Raw genomic sequence first — 17,334 nt, 5'->3', positions numbered from 1 at the left:
CAATTTATGAGTGCGAAGCCGGTGCACGCGCCGCAAACCCAGTTCCCCGTCGTGGACGACTGCCTGCAGGTAGGCGGCATGCCGCTCACGCGCCTGGCGCAGCGCGTGGGCAGCACGCCGTTCTATGCCTATGACCGCTCGCTCCTGAGCGAGCGCGTGGCGCTGCTGCGCGCGGCCCTGCCGCCGGCGCTGGCGCTGCACTATTCGATCAAGGCCAACCCGATGCCGGCGCTGGTGCAGCACATGGCCGGCCTGGTCGACGGGCTCGATGTTGCGTCTGGGGGCGAAATGAAAGTCGCGCTCGACACCGGCATGGACCCGGCGCGGGTCAGTTTTGCCGGGCCCGGCAAATCCGAGGCGGAACTGGCGCAGGCGCTGGCCGCCGGCGTGTGCGTGAACCTGGAGTCGGCGCGCGAAATCGGCATCCTTGCGCGCCTGTCGCAAACGCTGGGTATGCAGGCGCGCGCCGTCTTGCGCGTCAATCCGGACTTCGAGCTGCGCTCGTCCGGCATGAAAATGGGCGGCGGCGCCAAGCAGTTTGGCATCGACGCTGAAGAAACTCCGGCAATGCTGAAACTGGCCGCCGGCGAAGGCATGGCGGTGCTGGGCCTGCAGATTTTCAGCGGCTCGCAAAGCTTGAAGGCCGACGCCATCATGGAAGCGCAGAGCCGCACCGTGGAACTGGCGCTGCGCCTGGCGGCCGACGCGCCGCAAGCGCTGCACCAGTTCAATATCGGCGGCGGCTTTGGCATCCCGTATTTTCCCGGCGAGCGCGCGCTGGAGCTGGCGCCAATCGGCGCGCACCTGGCGCAACTTCAACAGCAAGTACTGAGCGCGCTGCCGCAGGCGCAGCTGGCGATCGAACTTGGGCGCTTTTTGGTGGGCGAGGCGGGCGTCTACGTGGCGCGCGTGATCGACCGCAAGGTCTCGCGCGGGCAGGTGTTTTTGGTGACTGACGGCGGGCTGCACCACCACCTGGCGGCGTCGGGCAATTTTGGCCAGGTGATCCGTAAAAATTACCCGGTGGCGGTCGGCAACCGCATGGCCGCGCCAAGCGACGCCCCGGCCTACGTGGTCGGTCCCCTGTGCACCCCGCTCGACCTGCTGGCCGACAAAATGGACCTGGCCCACGCCGAGGTGGGCGACCTGATCGTCGTGTTCCAGTCGGGCGCCTACGGCTTGAGCGCGAGCCCGGTCAACTTCCTCAGCCACCCGGCCGCGCAGGAAGTGCTGGTCTGACGCTGCTGCTATAATTTGCGCTGCCAATTTCAGCACTTCCAGGACCATTCGCCGTGCACAGACCCACCATTTCGGTCATTATTCCGACTACCTGCGAAGCGCGCCGGTGGGACTCGCTGCAGCGGGCCATCGCCGGGATCCTGGCGCAGGAACAGGTTGACGCTGGCCTGGTCGTGGTCGTCAACGGCGAGCGTTTCGCGCCCGATTGCGTGGAGCTGCTGCGCGCCATGCAAGGCGTGCGCGTGCTGTACCAGGCCGAAGGCAGCGCGCCGCTGGCGCAGCGCCTGGGGCGGCAGGCGGTCGAGACGGATTTTTTCTGTTTTCTCGACGACGATGACGAGTATTTGCCGGGCGCGCTGTGGCGCCGCGTGCAACCGATGCTGGCCAGTCCGGAGATCGGCTTTACTGCCTCGAACGGCTACCGGCTCAAGAATGGGCAGGAAACGCTCGCCGTGCAGCGCGCCGACGCCGTGATGGCCAACCCGTTGGCCGCTTTATCATCTGAAAACTGGCTATCCTCGTGCGGCGGGCTGTTTCGCTCGGCGCAGGTGACGGCCAAGTATTTCGACAATCCGGCGCCGTTTTACGAGTGGACTTACCTGGCCTACAAGCTGGCGCGCGATTTTAAAATGGCATGGGTGGCCGAGCCGACTTTCCGCATTCACGATACGCCGGCGTCGCTGTCCAAGTCGGATGCGTTCCGGGCGTGCGAAGCGGATGTGTTGAAGCGCATCCTCGCACTTGGCTTGCCGGCGCCTGTTGCGCGCGAGGTGCAGGAAAAGCTGGGCCGCACCTATCACGACCTGTCGAGCGACAATATCGCGCTGGGCAGGCGCGGGCCGGCCTGGCGTTACCACATGATCAGCCTGGCGCACCGCGGCGGCTGGCGCTATCTTTTATATACGCGCAAGCTGTTGACGCCTCGTTAGAGGCTGTCGCCAACACGCAGAGGAGCGTAGGTCGGATAAGCGTCCGCGCAATCCGACGTGCGTCAACGCGACGCCTGTCGGATTGCGCGACGCTTATCCGACCTACGCTTCTTGCTCCTTTAGGACCGGGCACCCGGAGCCAGGCTAAGCTTGATACCAACCTTGCCCAGCACTTGTTCCAGCTTGAGCACGCAAAAATGCTCAGGCCCTTCCGGGGCGCCGGCCATGCGCCACAGCAGGTAGATCGCCGCGCCGTACACCAGCGCGCCAACCGCCACGCATAGCAGCAGGGCCAGCATGTAGTCGAGCGTCACCTGGCGCAGCGTGAAGGTGCTCTTGAGCAGCAGCACGACGCCCGCCATCAGCAGCCCCGCCAGCAGCGGGCGCACCAGCTTTTTCGCGAACTCGGTGCCCGACAGGTCCAGGCAGCGGGCAATCAGCATCTGGTTGACCGGCACCATGATGATGATGGTCCCCAGCGACGCCCAGGCCGCACCCAGCACGCCCCAGTAATACACCGATGGAATGAGCAGCACCAGCACCAGCACGGCTTGCACGGCGCCAATGATGGTGACCAGGCGCATATTGCCTTGCGCAAGATAGACGTAGCCAATGTTGGTCTGCACCGCCTGGATCACGCCATACACGGCCATGACTTGGATCACCGGCACCGCATCCATCCATTTCCAGCCGAGCACCGTGGGCACCAGCAAGTCGGCCACGGCCATGATGCCCAAGCCCGCAGGCACCGCAAACAGAGCGATCGAGGAAATCACTTTCAGGAAACTGTTGCGCAGCACCGCCAGGTCGGTAGCAGCCTTGGCGTAGCCGGGAAAGGCGGCGCGGTTGATGGGGGCGACCAGTTCCGTGGTGGGCATCGAGGAAATTTCCGCCGCGACGGAATACACGCCCAGCGTCTGCGAGCCGGCAATGCGGCCGATGCAAAATTGCGCGGCGTTGTTGCGGATAAAGGCCATCAGGTTGTTCAAGACCAGCCACTTGGAGCTGTGGAACAACTCGGTTTTCGCCGCCAGCGACAGGCGCGGCCGGTAGTCGCTCACGACATACGACATCACGAACGAGAGGATGGTACCGGCCAGCTGCCCGTACACCAGCGCCCAGTAGTTTTGCATGTACAAAGCAAGGGGAATGGTGACCAGCACCGTCGACAAGCGCTTGCTCAGCAAAAACTTGAATTCCTGGTCGAAGCGCATTTCGCGGCGGAAAATCACGGGCCCGATATTCGCCCAGCCTTGCACGGCAAAAGCAAACGCGAGCACGTAGACCACCACTTGCAGGCGCGGTTCGTGGTAAAAATTGGCTGCGGGTATTGCCAACAAGGCCAGGATGAAGGCGCAAGCGGTGGAAAACAAGGCCGTGAAGGTCCAGGCGGTGTCAAATTCGTTGCGCCCGGCATGCGGGTTGCTGATCAGGCTGACGTCAAAGCCGAAGGAAATGAGCAGTTCGAGCGCGCTGATCAGAATCATCGCCATGGCGACCAGGCCAAAGTCGGCCGGCGAGAGCATGCGCGCCAGCACCACGGTGCTCAGCAGCCCGATGACCTTGTCGGACATCTTGAAGGCAAGCATCCAGGCCGCGCCCCGCGCGATTTTTTTATCAATATCAGTCAATGGGAACGCTGCCTTTCGTAACCTGGTTGAGCACCTGCGCCAGCTGGCTGGCACGGTGCGTGCGCGAGGACGAGGCAATCAGCGCCTCGGTCGCGACATAGGCCTGGCCGGCGCGGATCTGGCCGAGCAGGCGTTCGAGCACCGGGACGATGGACGCGCTGCTGTCCATCTGCGCAATGGCGTCAAAGCCGGCCGTGCGCAGCACGCGCGCCGTCTCGCCGCTGGTGTCTACCAGCCCCAGAATTGGTTTGCGGGCGCGGAAGTATTCGTAGATCTTGGCCGGGATCTGGGTGTTGAAGGGCGTACCCTGGAACACGATCAGGCCGTCGGCGGCCAGCATTTCCTGCAGCGCTTCGCGGTACGGCACCGACGGCTCGACCTTAACGATGTCGCCCACCTGGTATTTGTCCACCAGCGCGCCCATGGCCGCTACGTCGCCCGGGGCGCGCAGCACCACGCGCAGCGATGCCGCACAGAGTTTGCCTTCGCCGCGCAGCGTGGCCAGCGCCGCCAGGAATGGCGACGGGTCGCGCCCGCCGTCATACAGCACGCCGCTGTGGATCAGCGTCAGGCGCTCGCCCGGCACGGTTGCCACCGGCACGGCGTCGCCGAAACCGTCTTCGTCGTAGCCGTTCTCGATGACCGAGAATTTTTCAGGGGGCAGGCTGGGGAAGCGTTCGCGGTACGAGACCATCGCGCTGTGCGTGGTAAACACGGCCGCGCTGCAGCGCGTGATGGTCTGGCGTTCGATCCAGCCATACACGGCGCGCTGCGGTTTGGACACCGGGTACGAGCTTTGCAGCATGGGGTCGCGAAAATCCGCCACCCACGGCAGGCCCGTCACGCGGTGCAGGGCCAGCGCGATCAGATGCGAGGTGGCGATCGGGAAGGTAGACCAGAGCACGTCCGGCTTGTAGGTACGGATCAGCGACAGGCCGGCCGGCACGGCCGCGAACCACCATGAGATCCAGCGGTCCGGCAAGGCCAGCGCTTCGGGGTAGCGGCCCTTGATGCCCAGGTGGCGCTTGGTGTCGAGCGCAAAGGCGCGCCGCACGACCAGGTTCTTGGGCACGCTGGCCAGCTGCGAGGCGTTTTTTTCGTTGTAGGCGCGCGGGCTGGCCGAGAGCACCATCGGTTCCCAGCCGTTGTGGCCCAGGTGGCGTGAAAACGACAGCGTGCGCTGGATGCCGCTGCTCGCCGCCTGCGGCGGGAAGTGGAAAGCGGTCAGTAAAACTCGGTGGGTCATCTGCGGTGTTCCGGGGTGCGGTGCCTGCCCGGCTTCGTGCGCGTCGGCGCGCCGGGTCGTGGTATGGATGTCGTAGTCGGGATAGCCGGCACTGGCCGGATGGCGCTCGTCCCAGCCCAGCCAGCGGATCAAACGCAGGCCGAACAAAAAAGGCGTCTTGTCCCACGGCCGGCTGCGCGGCAGCTGGAAGCGGTCGGCGCCGCTGGTTACCGCGCCAATGGCCGTGGTAAAGGCGGCCGAAAACCCGGCTTCCTTGGCCATTTGCGTGTGGCGCTGGTCGTAGTCCTTGCCGACCTTGCCGTTCGGGTAGGCGAACAGCTGGACCGGTTTGCCGATGATCGCTTCCAGTTCCTTTTTGCCGCCCGCGATTTCAAGGCGCGAACTGTCGTCGGTCAAGCTGGTGAGGATCGGATGCGAGATGGTGTGGGCGCCGATCTCGATGCCGGCGCGATCCAGGTTGACCACCATCTCGGGCGTGAGCATGAGGTCGTGGTCGAGGTCTTCGCCGACCAGTACTTCGAGCCGCTTGATCAGGTCCAGGCGCGCCTGCGGCGGCAGGTACTTGGATGCTTCGGTCAGCTTGCCGACGGTTTGCTGGCGGTCGCCCAGGCTGGCCAGAGAGTAAGCGCCCAGGCCCAGTTCGCGCAGGTCCAGCTGCCCGGCCGGCAGGTTCTGCACCGCTTCGATGATGCGGTCGTTCCACATATTGCCGCCACCGACATAGCCGCTGGTCACGAACACCGTGGCCGGCAGCTTAAATTGCTTCAAAATCGGCAGCGCCAGGTCGTGCACCGAGCGGTAGCCGTCGTCAAAGGTGATGCACACCGCGCGCGGCGGCATGCGCGCCGTGCCAAGCATGGCAATGGCCTCCGACAGCGGCAGCACATTGAAGCATTCGGCCAGCAGCTGCATTTGCCAGCGGAAGGTGGCCACGTCCGGTTCCGATTCGAGCAGCGGATCTTTTGCTTCCAGAATGCGGTGGTAATTGACCACGCACACGCGCCCCTTGCCCACGCCGCCCGGTGCGATTGCGTCGCCCAGCGTGCGGATCAGGCGCCGGCCGGCGCGCGCGCTGAAGGAATCACGCATAAGCGGCGGCCCCTTTGGCGGCGAGTATGGCGCGAAACAGCGCAAGCTGGCCGGCGGTGGTGTCGTCCCAGCTGAAACGCTCGGCATAGCGGCGCGTGGCGGCGCGGTCGGGGTAGTTGGCGCGCAGCGCGCGTACGGCCGCAGCCAGGCCTTGCGGCGTGCGCTCTTCCATCAGCAAGCCCGCTTCGGGTGCGGCCACCACTTCCGGCGTGCCCCACACGCGGCTGGCAATCACCGGCGTGCCGCACGCCATGGCTTCTAACAGGACGTTGGCCCAGCCTTCGCGTTCGGACGGCAGCACCAGCGCGTCGGCGGCGCCATAGTAGTCGCGCAGTTGCGACTGCGGCAGCGCGCCCAGCATGCTCAAACGGTCGCTCACTTTCAGCTCGCGCGCGAGCTGCTCGAGCATGCCGCGGTTGGGGCCATTGCCGGCGATGAGCAGGCGCACGTCCGGCAGTTCGGCCAGCGCGGCCACGGCCAGCTGCTGCGCCTTGACGGGCACCAGGTGGCCCACGGCCAGCAGCGTAAAACCGGGGAGGCCCAGGCGGGCGCGCACTGCTTCGCGCTCCACCGGCTGGAACAAGTTCAGGTCGACGCCATTGCGCAAGGACGTCACGCGCGCCGGATCGACGCCCAGCGCAATGACTTCGTCGCGCAGCGCGTGGCACACGGTGATCACGCCGGCGGCGCGCTTGGCGGCCCACATGATCATCTTGCGCGGCAGGGGAAAGCCGGGCAGCTGGGTAATGTCGGAGCCGCGCGCGGTGATCACCACCGGCTTGTTGAAGTATTTGCCCAGCATGGCCGCAGCCACGCCGTCCGGATAAAAATAGTGCGCGTCGATCAGGTCGAAGTCGAAGCCTTCGTCGAGCAGGCGCGCGACGCTGGCGCGCGCGCCGGCCGCCAGCAGCGCCGGCGCGATGTTCATGCCGATTTTGGGCAGCGTCAAGTAGCGCGGGTGCTGCGCGGCAATGCCACTGCGCGTTTCGCTGGCCGGCACCTTGCGAAACTCGGTGTAGTGGCCGGGGAACCAGGGCACGGGCGCCACCACGCGTGATTCGACCTGGCCGCTGGCGACCAGGTGGCGCAGGCGTGTTTCAACGAAAATCCCGTGGCCGGGCTTTTCCGTGTTGGGAAACAGCGTGCTGAACGTCAGGATCTTCATGCGGTGGGCAATCCCGTCAGGCCGCCATAGATTTTTTTGTAGCGCGCCACGCTGATGGGCCAGTTGCGCTCATTTTCCACAAAGGTGCGCCCGTTGGCGCGCAGCGCCGGCCAGCTCTCTTGCGCGGCCAGCAGCGCGCCCACGTTGTCGGCCAGCGACTGCGGGTCGTCCGCCTTGAACAGCACGCCGGTCTTGCCATGCTCGATCAATTCCAGGTGGCCGCCCACGTCGGACGCGGCCAGGACGCGGCCCTGGGCCATCGCTTCCAGTGGCTTTAATGGCGTGACCAGGTCGGTCAGGCGCATCGACAGGCGCGGGTAAACCAGCACGTCGAGCAGGTCGTAGTACTGCTGCACCTGCTCGTGCGGCACGCGGCCCGTGAAGACGACCTTGTCGGCGATGTTCAGTTCCGTCGCCAGCTGGCGCAGCTGCGCGTCCTGCGGGCCGCCGCCAACCAGCAGTACGCGCAGGTTTGGCAATGTGGCCAGCATGGCCGGCACGGCGCGCAGCAGCACGTCCAGGCCTTCATAGGCATAGAACGAGCCGATGAAGCCGATCAGGCGCATGTCCTGCAGGCCAAGCTTGTGCTTGAGCGCGAGGTCGGCCACGCCGCCCACGGCAAACTTGTCGATGTCGACCGCGTTCGGGATCACCGTCACCTTGTCGGCGGGGATGCCGCGCGCGACGATGTCGCGCCGCAGGCCTTCGCAGATAGTGGTCACGGCGCTGGCGTTTTTGAGGGCATAGGTTTCGAGCGCGCGCGTGAGCTTGTAGCGCAGGCCGTTTTCCTTGGCCGTGCCATGGTCGACGGCGGCGTCTTCCCAGAAAGCGCGCACTTCGTACACCACCGGGATACCGAATTTTTTACCGGCGCGCAGGGCGGCGATCGCGTTCAGGCTGGGCGAATGCGCGTGCAGCACGTCGGGCTTGATCTGCGGGATGATCTGGCACAGGCGCTGTTCCAGGCCGTCGATGACTTCCTTCTGGTTGAGCACCGGCAGCTTGGCCAGAAAGCCGTCGCTGCGCGGCGTGCGGTAAAAGTGCAGGCCGTCGACGTCTTCTTCCAGCGTGGGGTTCGCCCCGCCGCCCTGCTTGGAGCCGGTCACGTGGAACGTCTCCCAGCCGAGCGCCTGCTGCTCGCGCAAGATGGAGCGGGTGCGAAAGGTGTAGCCGCTGTGCAGCGGGATCGAGTGGTCCAGTACGTGCAGAATGCGCATCAGTGGCTCCCCGCCGCGGCCGATGCCCCGTTCTTGCGCAGGAAGGCTTCGAACATCAGTACTGACCACAGCGATACGGTGTGGTCCTTGGCGCCGGATTGGTGCTGATCGATCATTTGCTTGAGGTAGGTTTCGTTAAAAATGCCGGTTTCCAGCAGCGCCGGATTGAGGACGGCGCGGCGCATGGATTCGCGCAGCGGGCCGCGCAGCCAGGCGCCCAGCGGGATCGAAAAACCCATCTTTTTACGGTACAGGATGTCGTCCGACAGGTAGGGTTTCAGGGCCTGCTTGAACACGTGCTTGCCTTCGCCGTTGCGCAGCTTGGACGAGGAGGGCAGCCCCGACACCCATTCCACAAACTGATGGTCCAGCAGCGGCACCCGCACTTCAAGCGCGTGCGCCATGCTGGCGCGGTCGACCTTGGTCAGGATGTCGCCCGGCAGGTAGGTCTTCATGTCGATGTACTGGATGATCGAGAGCGGGTCGTCGGTCGGCGCATTGGCCGCGTGGCCGCGCATCACTTCAATCGCGCGGTAGCCCTGCAGGCGGGTGCGGAAGGCGTCCGAGAACAAATTGTCGCGCACGCGGTCAGCCTGGATCGACACGCCATGGAAGTAGCCCTCGACCAGGTCGCGCGCCAGCGCTTCAAAGGTGGTCTTGGCGCGGAACATCTGCGGCGCCCAGTCAGCTTTTGGATAGACTTTGCCGAGCATGCCAAACAGCGGTTTGCGCAACGTGAGCGGCATCATCGAGCGCACTTTTTCTTCGCCCATCGCAAAGCGGTGGCGGCGGTAGCCGGCAAAGTTTTCGTCGCCGCCGTCGCCTGACAGCGCCACCGTCACGCGCTTTCGTGCCAGTTCGCAGACCCGGTAGGTGGGAATGGCCGAACTGTCGGCATACGGCTCGTCGTACAGCGCGGCCAGGGTGTCGATCAGGCCATAGTCGTCGGTGTCGACGATTTCGCGCTGGTGGTTGGTATGGTATTGATCGGCCACCTGCTGCGCATACACCGACTCGTCGAAGCTGGTGTCGTTAAAGCCGATCGAGCACGTGTTGACCGGTTCGCGCGACAGGCCGGCCATCATCGCCACCACCGCGCTCGAATCGACGCCGCCCGACAAAAAGGCGCCTAGCGGTACGTCGGCGATCAGGTGGCTAGCCACCGCTTCGCGCAGGCGCACCACGAGTTCTTCTTCCATCTCTTCGTCGCGCATCGGTGCGTGCGGCGTGAACGGCACGTCCCAGTATTTTTTTGGCGGCGGCGCGGCCTGGCCGACTCTCAGCGTGAGCGTGTGGCCCGGCATGAGTTTGAGTGCACTGGTGAAGATGGTGCGCGGCTCGGGCACGTAACCGTAGGCGAAATAGTCTTCCACCGCGCGCGGATCGATCTCGCGCGACAGGTTCGGCAGGCACAGCAATGTTTTCAATTCGGAGCCGAAGGCGAGCATGCCGTCAGGCAGAAAAGCGTAGTGCATCGGCTTGATGCCGAGCCGGTCGCGCGCCATGAACAGCACTTGGGCATTGCGGTCCCAGATGGTGAAGGCGAACATGCCGCGCAGGCGCGGTACGCACGCTTCGCCCCACTGTTCCCATGCGTGGACGATGACTTCGGTGTCGCAATGGGTGCGGAAGGTGTGGCCGAGCGCTTGCAGTTCGACCATCAGCGCCTGGAAATTGTAGATCTCGCCGTTGAAGACGACCACCACGCTGTGGTCTTCGTTGAATAGCGGCTGCTGGCCCGACGCCAGGTCGATGATCGACAGGCGGCGGTGACCAAAGCCCAGGCCCGGCTCAAGATGCAGGCCGCCTTCGACCGGGCCGCGATGGAACTGCGACTCGTTCATCCGGTGCAGCGTGGCGCGATCAATCTCGCGCCCGCCGCGCATGTCAAATAATCCGACTATTCCGCACATGGTGTAATGGTTTCTTTCAGGTTCAATTTGGTTTTGCGTAGTGCATCGTACAGCGCCACATAGGCCTGCACCATGGCGCTCACGCTGTTGTGCGCTTCGATGCGTAAGCGCGCGGCAGCGCCGTGGCGCGCAGCCAGCGCGGCGTCGCCGGCGTAGCGCGCCAGTGCGGCGGCCATGGCGGCGCTGTCGCCGGCCGGCACCAGGGTGCCGGACACGCCATCGTCGATCAATTCGGGAATCCCGCCCACCGCCGTGGACACCACCGGCAGGCGGCACGCCATTGCTTCGAGCAGCGTGACCGGCGTGCCTTCGGCAATCGACGAGAGTGCAAACAGTGAAAAGCCGCGCATCAGGTCCGCAATGTCGCTGCGCGCGCCGGCCAGCTGCACCACGTCGCCGATGCCGGCAGCGGCCACTTGCGCCTCCAGCTTGGCGCGCAGCGGGCCGTCGCCGACGATCACCAGGCGCAATCGCTCATGCTGGGTTGGCAGCAGCGCGCGCAAGGCAATGAAGGCGTCGATCAGGCCGGCCTGGTTTTTCACATCCTGGATGCGGCCCACGGTGCCGATCACAAAATGCGCAGGCGCTGCAAGGTCAAGGGCGGGCCGAAAGTGCTCGGTATCGACGCCGTTGTTGATCAACTCGACCTTGGCGGGCGCAATGCCGACCACGACTTTCAGCCAGCGCTGCAGGTCGAGCGAGACCGGTACATAGCGGTCGACAAAAGGCGACATCAGGCGCCGCAGCAGGTTGTGCTTGCGGTTCAAGCCTTGCGGGTCGCCGGCGTCGCGGCCATGTTCGGCATGGATGCGGATCGGCACCCCGGCCAGCGCCGCCGTCACGCTGTATTCGATGGCCGACAGATTGTAGGTGTGCAGGATGGCCGGGCGCAGGCGGCGCAGCAGCTTGAACAGCGCCGCGTGCGTGCCCAGGCCCAGGCCCGGTGCCTTGTTCAGCGCGTACAGTTCCACGCCGGGCTGGGTGAGCTTGTCGGCAAAGGCGGTGTAGTCGGTCAGGCAGACGATCGCGTGCCGGTATTTGTGGGCCGGCATGCGGTTGATGCAGTCAACCAGCAGCGTCTCCAACCCGCCGAAATCGAGCCGGTAAATCAGGTGCACGACCAGGCTGGCCTGGCCGTCGGGGGATGCTTCCAGCTTTGCCCCCATCCTAGTGGCTCCTGGCGCTTGCCAGCGACGTTTCAATGGCCGGCAGGTTGGCCTCCAAAAAGGCGTGCAGCGCCTGGCGGGCGGGCTCGGGCTGCTCGCCGTACGGGGCCGACACCAGCACGGCAGCGCCGTCGTCGCTGCCAAACATCAGCTTGACCTTGGCCTGGCGCAGCTTGCCCAGGTAAGCGTTGGTGACCGGCTGGCCGTCGATCCAGAGCCAGTGCCAGACCAGGAAGTTACCCGTCGGACCCTGCATGCGCGATTCGTGCAGCACCAGGGTGCGCGCGCCGAACTGCTCGCTGCGCAGCGCGCCGCCGGCCTCGTGGAATGCATCCTTTTCACCGGCCATGCGGTTGCTCGAACTGATGACGGCCTTGTCGCGCGTCTGGTTGCGGTAGTACCGGACCTTGAGCGCGACCGGTGCCAGGCCGGCTTGGGCAAAGGCGCCGCTGTAGGTGTCGTCGGCCGGCAGGTAGAACGGCAGCCAGGTGTTAAAGGCCGGCGCCGCAGTCCAGGTTCCGGCGACGGCGATGGCGCCCAGCTTGGCCGGGTTCGGGTTGTGCGTGGCGGCGTCGTTGTACTTCACAAAAACAGGCCACAGCGCACACGCAGCCACCACGGCCAGCGCCATGTTGCGCAGCGCGCCGGGGCGGGTGGCGGGGGCGTGGGCGGCGGCGCTGAGGGCCTGCGCTTCGGCGTCGGTGTCCTGGCGCCAGTAGCTGCCGACCCAGAACATCAGGAACATCACCAGGCCAAAAAAGATCCAGCCGTAGATCAGGTGGTCCACGCCGGTAGCCAGCGCCATGTCGCTGTAGTGGCCGATCATGACGATCATGTAGGCGCGCAAGCCGTTGGCCAGGATCGGCATCAGGATCGACATGATGATGAACACTACCCGCCGCGTGGTGGAGCGGTAGGTCAGATAGGCGTACAGGCAGCCGATGGTGACCGAGGAAATCAGGTAGCGCACGCCGCTGCAGGCGGTCACCACCGACCAGCTGCCGGTGGGCAGCTCGAAGCGGGTGCCGTTGCGCAGCACGGGAATGCCGGTCGCCTGCACCGCCCAGACGGTAAAGTCGGCGGTAAATTCAATCAGCGGGCCGATGAAGATTTCACCGAACGGCACGGCGAACAGCAAAAACAGCAGCGGAAAGGCGAGCGACCAGGCCAGGCGGCGCCCGAACATGGCCAGCGCGATGACAGGGAACATGGCCACGAAAGCGTACTGCGCGACCACCTGCACTTCGCCCATGCGGGCCAGCATCCAGCCGGCGCCGACCAGCAGCAGCAGGCCGACGGCCGGCCACCATGGCGCGGGCGGCAGCGCCGCAAAATTGGCGCGCCGGCGCCACACCAGCCACAGGCTGATCGGGACGATGATGTAGCCGTGGGCAAAGGTCTCGGAACTGTTCCAGACCTCGACGATGGATTTGGCGGTTGCAAAATAGAACAGGAACGGCGCTAGGAAGGCGAGCGCGATCAGCAGCAGGGCCGTGGTCGGCAGGGCGCGGCTTGCGTCCTTGTCCCTGGCGGCGGTGTCGGTCATCAGCATTCGAGCCTCGCTTCGATGCGCGCAAGGTTGCTTGGCCAGCTGTACTGATGCTCGACCTTGGCGCGCGCGGCGGCGCCCAGGCTGGCGTCTGGCGTCTCGAGGCCGAGCAGGCCCGTGATGGTGGCAATAAACGCGTCGGCGCCGTCGGCCAGCAGCAGTTCACTGCCGGGCGTCGCTTCGATGCCTTCGAGCGCTTGCGGCGAGACGATCACGGGACGGGCCATGGCCATCGCTTCAAGTACCTTGTTCTGAATGCCGCGCGCAATGCGCAGCGGGGCCACGGCGATATCGGCGTGGTGGATGTACGGCCGCACGTCAGGCACGGTGCCGGTGACGATCACGCCTGCCTGCTGCGCGAGCGCCTGCACGGCGGCGGCCGGGCGCGCGCCGACGATGCAAAAGCGCAGCTTCGGCATGGCGGCGTGCAGCTTGGGGAAGACTTCGGCGGCGAACCACTGCACGGCGTCGATATTCGGCCAGTAATCCATGGCGCCGGTAAAAACCAGCACCCGTTCATCCTTGCCATAAGGGCGCTCGTACTGGCGCTCGGGCGAAAAATAGTCGGTGTCGACGCCATTATTGAAAAAGCCGATCTTGGCGTCGCTCTCGGGCGCCAGCGTGCGAAACAGGTCGGCCTCGGGGCTGGAGACGAACAGCGCGGCGTCGCACGTCTTGGCGACGTGGCGCTCGTAGGCCAGCAGGGCGTCGGCCTCGTGCCGGTACAGCCAGTTCATGGGCCAGGACTTCTTGCCGGCGTACTGGCGCCACTTGTCGGAGTCGACGTCGCACAGGTCGACCACGCGACGCGCCTGCGGATACTTTTCCGCGTACTGCGCCATGGGCGAGGAAAACACCATCACCCGGTCGATCTTGTGCTCGCCCATGGTGCGCGCGACCCAGGCGTGCATGCCGGCGTCGCGGTAAAAGTCATACGACAGCGAGCGGCCGGCGATCAGGCCGACCAGGCTGCGCAATCGCCCGCCCAGCCAGCCCAGCTTGGCGAAGTGGCTGGTGGTGCACATGGCCTTGACGGTCGGCACGTGCTGCCAGTCGTCGGGGTCGTCGACAAAGGTTGCCAGGTGCACTTTGTAGTGCTGCGCCAGGTGCTTGAGCAAGTGGTAGGAGCGGATCTTGTCGCCCTTGTTGGGCGGGTAGGGAATCCGGTGGAGCAGCAATAACAGGTTTTCCACGGAATCAGCCCAGGTTCCTGACGATGAACGGGCCAAGGAAATTGGCCAGCCCGATCGGCATTTTTTTCCACATCTTGATGAACAGCTGGTATTTCGGATTCAAGGGATTGTTGTCCGGCAGTTCAGGCGCCGCATACAGGCGGTATTCATACTCGAGCGGGGTGGGCGCAAAGCCCCAGTTCTTCTTGAAGTCGAAGGCGCCCGTGCCCAGCTTGCTGCGGCCAAAGTCGAAGATGCGCACGCCGCGCGCGGCGGCGGCCTGCATCAAGTTCCAATACATGAAGTCGTTGCCGGCGGTTTCGCGCGCGGCCGGCATGCCGCCGCCGTAGTAAGGCAGTACTTCGTCGCGGAAGTAAAAGCTCATCACGGCGCCGATCAATTGTTGTTCGCGAACGATGATGCGGATTTCACACTCGTCGCCAAACACTTCCTTGATGATGGAAAAGTATTTTTTTGGGAAAACCGGCGTGCCCAGGCGGTGAACGCTGCTCGCGTAGCAGGCAAAGAAACGGTCCACGCCCTGGTCGATTTTGCCCGTCAGGCCGAGCTTGATGCCCTTGCGCACCATGGCGCGCTGCTTGCGCGGAATGGCGTTCATGTTTTCTTCATCGTCGCCCGAGATTTCTTTGCGGAACGTGACGTACAAATCCTTGCGCAGCCACTTGCTGTCGTCGGCGTGGGCCGGCACCAGGTTGCGCATTTCAAGGTGGCCCACGCCCAGCTGGCGCGCGAGCTGGTCGGCGGCGTTGTCGAGCAGGGGACGGGCCGCATCGGCGGTGGCGACGATGCCGCCCAGTACGCAAAACGGCAGCGAGCCCAGCCAGTGGCCGAACATGCGGCTTTTCATTTGCGCCAGTGGCAAGATGCCGACGATGCGGCCGTCCTGCTCGGCGTAGTAAAACCAGGTCTTGTGGCCGTAGGTGCGCTCGATGATGGTTTGCCAGCCGGCGCGGTGGAAAAAAGTGGCGTCCGGCGTGGCCGCGACAAAGGCGTCCCAGCGCGCGTAGTCCTTCGGCTGCAGCAGGTGCAGCGTGGTGGTGGCGGTGGCAGTGTCAATCATGGTGCTCATGCTGTTACCTTCGCGGCGGGCGCGAGAAAAATGTTGTCCATGCGGTCCCAGGAAAAGTCGCGCGTCAAGGCCTTGATGCGCGCTTCGGTGCGGCCCAGGTTGACGTAATGGCGAAAGCGCGACTTGATGTCGACACCGTCCGGCCTTGGCTGGCCCGGGTCGAGTTCCCACGGGTGGAAATAGAAAATAGCCGACTCGTTTTCTTCGGCGTTGACCTTGCGCATCATCCAGCGCGACAAGGCGTACGGAAACAAACGGAAGTAGCCGCCGCCGCCGGCCGGGAGGTTGCGCTGGCCCAGCTTGACGGTGGTGATCGGAATTTCCAGCAAGCCATCGGCGCCGTTCGGATAAAACGCGAAGCGCGGCGCGTCAGGCATGCCGTAATGGTCGTGCTCGACGGGGTAGATACTTGAGCTGTACTGGTAGCCGGCGTCCAGCAGTGCGTCCAGCGCCCACAGGTTGGCGGTGCCGATCGAAAAGCTGGGCGCGCGGTAGCCGCGCACGCGCTGGCCGGTCAAGTCTTCCAGCAGCTTTTTGCTGCTGGTGATGTCTTGCGTGAATTCGGCCAGGTTCTGGTCGGACGCGCGCAGGTGGCCGTAGCCATGGCTGGCCACTTCATGGCCGGCGGCGGCGATCCGCTTGACCATCGCTGGATAGCGTTCGGCGATCCAGCCCAGCGTGAAAAAAGTGGCCAAGACGCCGCCGTCGGCCATCAGCGCCAAGATGCGTTCGATGTTCGCCTCGACCCGGCATTCGCGCGCAGGCCAGCTGGCGCGGTCGATGTGGGGCGCAAAGGCGGACACCTGGAAATAGTCTTCGACGTCGCACGTCATGGCGTTACGAATCGGCGCGCCAGGTGCGCGCAGTCGGGCAGGGGCTAAGATCATTATTCGTTATTGTGGTTAAGGGGCGTGTTGGCCCCGGCCGGTGTGGCCACGAGTTTTTTGAGGATGTTCAGGACGGACACCACCGACTTTTCCAGGCGCATCAGGCGCTCGTCCATCAGCGGGTTCGATTCCGCCGTCGCCACCGGCGCCTGCGCCGGAGCGACCGGGTTGGCGGCGTTGGCGGCATTGACGATGTCGGCCGGGGTGGTCGGCAGTTCAAATTCCTGGGCGATGTCGGCGATCACGGCATTGACTTCGGCTTCGTCGAACGCATGCAGCTCTTCCAGAAAGCCCATCAGCAGCAAACGGTCGCACAAGGTGTTGACCTTGCGCGGGATGCCGCCGCTATTGTGAAAAATTGCCGCGTGCGCCGCGCTTGAAAAGGCCGGGTCGCCTTTCCAGCCGACGGTGCTCAGGCGGTGTTCGATGTAGGCGCGCGTTTCCTCGGCGTCCATCGGGCCCAGATGGTAGCTGGCAATGACGCGCTGGCGCAGCTGCTGCATGCCGGGGCTGTGCAAGGTGGTGCGAAACTCCGGCTGGCCGATCAGAAAGGTTTGCAGCAGGCACTTGTCGTCGGTCTGGAAGTTCGACAGCATGCGCAGTTCTTCGACCGTGCCCGGTTTCAGGTTTTGCGCCTCGTCGACCACCAGCAGCGCGCGCTTGCCCTGCTCGTCGGACAGGCGCAGGAATTTTTCCAGGCGCGTGAGCAGGTCGGCCTTGCTGACGTTTTCGTAGGGCAGGCCAAAGGCCGACACCACCATGCGCAAGGTGTCGTCCGAGTCGAGGTGGGTATTGACGATGTGGGCGGCGACGATTTGCTCGGACGGCAAATTGTTGAACAGGTTGCGCACCAGCGTGGTCTTGCCCGCGCCTACTTCGCCGGTAATGACAATAAAGCCTTCGCCCTGCGACAGGCCATACTCGAGGTAAGCCATGGCGCGCTTGTGGCCCTTGCTTCCGAAAAAGAAGTGCGGGTCGGGGCGCAGCCGGAACGGTTTGGCCGAAAGGCCATAGAATGATTCATACATCGCGTAGTCGACT

13 protein-coding genes are annotated in these 17,334 nt (G+C 64.7%); 2 read left to right on the top strand and 11 right to left on the bottom strand.

Going from position 1 to position 17,334, the window contains the following annotated elements:
• The first annotated feature begins 6 nt into the window (after window positions 1-6).
• Both ACP7D4_RS02505 and ACP7D4_RS02500 read left to right on the top strand, forming a co-directional pair.
• On the top strand, window positions 7-1,239 hold the full coding sequence (locus ACP7D4_RS02505; protein ID WP_426101846.1) for a pyridoxal-dependent decarboxylase, exosortase A system-associated: 1,233 nt from the start codon (window positions 7-9) through the stop codon (window positions 1,237-1,239).
• 53 nt (window positions 1,240-1,292) lie between these two features.
• On the top strand, window positions 1,293-2,168 hold the full coding sequence (locus ACP7D4_RS02500) for a glycosyltransferase (protein WP_426207675.1): 876 nt from the start codon (window positions 1,293-1,295) through the stop codon (window positions 2,166-2,168).
• A 119-nt stretch (window positions 2,169-2,287) separates the two neighbouring features.
• Here the strand turns inward: ACP7D4_RS02500 and ACP7D4_RS02495 are convergent, their stop codons facing one another.
• The 11 genes from ACP7D4_RS02495 to ACP7D4_RS02445 are packed head-to-tail and all read right to left on the bottom strand — an operon-like array spanning window position 2,288 to window position 17,321.
• Window positions 2,288-3,799, bottom strand: a complete 1,512-nt coding sequence (locus ACP7D4_RS02495) for a lipopolysaccharide biosynthesis protein (protein ID WP_426101842.1) — start codon at window positions 3,797-3,799, stop codon at window positions 2,288-2,290.
• Window positions 3,792-6,134 carry a polysaccharide deacetylase family protein gene (locus ACP7D4_RS02490; RefSeq protein WP_426101840.1) on the bottom strand — a complete coding sequence of 781 codons (2,343 nt, stop codon included), beginning with the start codon at window positions 6,132-6,134 and terminating at the stop codon, window positions 3,792-3,794. Before ACP7D4_RS02490 ends, ACP7D4_RS02495 begins: the two co-directional genes overlap by 8 nt.
• The gene (locus tag ACP7D4_RS02485; protein WP_426207674.1) at window positions 6,127-7,299 is read right to left on the bottom strand and encodes a glycosyltransferase family 4 protein; all 1,173 of its coding nucleotides are present in this window, start codon (window positions 7,297-7,299) and stop codon (window positions 6,127-6,129) included. The genes ACP7D4_RS02490 and ACP7D4_RS02485 overlap by 8 nt, the downstream gene beginning before the upstream one ends.
• The gene (locus tag ACP7D4_RS02480; RefSeq protein ID WP_426207673.1) at window positions 7,296-8,516 is read right to left on the bottom strand and encodes a TIGR04063 family PEP-CTERM/XrtA system glycosyltransferase; all 1,221 of its coding nucleotides are present in this window, start codon (window positions 8,514-8,516) and stop codon (window positions 7,296-7,298) included. The genes ACP7D4_RS02485 and ACP7D4_RS02480 overlap by 4 nt, the downstream gene beginning before the upstream one ends.
• Window positions 8,516-10,429 carry an XrtA/PEP-CTERM system amidotransferase gene (locus ACP7D4_RS02475; protein ID WP_426207672.1) on the bottom strand — a complete coding sequence of 638 codons (1,914 nt, stop codon included), beginning with the start codon at window positions 10,427-10,429 and terminating at the stop codon, window positions 8,516-8,518. Before ACP7D4_RS02475 ends, ACP7D4_RS02480 begins: the two co-directional genes overlap by 1 nt.
• Window positions 10,417-11,595, bottom strand: coding sequence for a TIGR03088 family PEP-CTERM/XrtA system glycosyltransferase (locus ACP7D4_RS02470; protein ID WP_426101832.1), 1,179 nt, complete (start codon window positions 11,593-11,595; stop codon window positions 10,417-10,419). Before ACP7D4_RS02470 ends, ACP7D4_RS02475 begins: the two co-directional genes overlap by 13 nt.
• 1 nt (window position 11,596) lies before the next feature.
• Entirely contained in the window at window positions 11,597-13,147 is a 1,551-nt protein-coding gene (gene xrtA / locus ACP7D4_RS02465) for an exosortase A (RefSeq protein WP_426207671.1), read from the bottom strand.
• Window positions 13,141-14,337, bottom strand: coding sequence for a TIGR03087 family PEP-CTERM/XrtA system glycosyltransferase (locus tag ACP7D4_RS02460; protein WP_426207670.1), 1,197 nt, complete (start codon window positions 14,335-14,337; stop codon window positions 13,141-13,143). The genes xrtA and ACP7D4_RS02460 overlap by 7 nt, the downstream gene beginning before the upstream one ends.
• Before the next feature lie 4 nt (window positions 14,338-14,341).
• A complete protein-coding gene (locus tag ACP7D4_RS02455) occupies window positions 14,342-15,406 on the bottom strand; it encodes a FemAB family XrtA/PEP-CTERM system-associated protein (protein WP_426207669.1) in 1,065 nt (354 codons plus the stop codon).
• Window positions 15,403-16,293, bottom strand: a complete 891-nt coding sequence (locus ACP7D4_RS02450) for an XrtA system polysaccharide deacetylase (protein ID WP_426101824.1) — start codon at window positions 16,291-16,293, stop codon at window positions 15,403-15,405. Before ACP7D4_RS02450 ends, ACP7D4_RS02455 begins: the two co-directional genes overlap by 4 nt.
• A complete protein-coding gene (locus ACP7D4_RS02445; RefSeq protein ID WP_426207668.1) occupies window positions 16,293-17,321 on the bottom strand; it encodes an XrtA/PEP-CTERM system-associated ATPase in 1,029 nt (342 codons plus the stop codon). Before ACP7D4_RS02445 ends, ACP7D4_RS02450 begins: the two co-directional genes overlap by 1 nt.
• Between the last annotated feature and the right edge of the window lie 13 nt (window positions 17,322-17,334).

The sequence above is a fragment of the Massilia sp. TWP1-3-3 genome, assembly GCF_049897805.1.
Lineage (GTDB): Bacteria > Pseudomonadota > Gammaproteobacteria > Burkholderiales > Burkholderiaceae_D > Telluria_A.
This window is presented reverse-complemented; position numbering and strand designations above follow the sequence as displayed.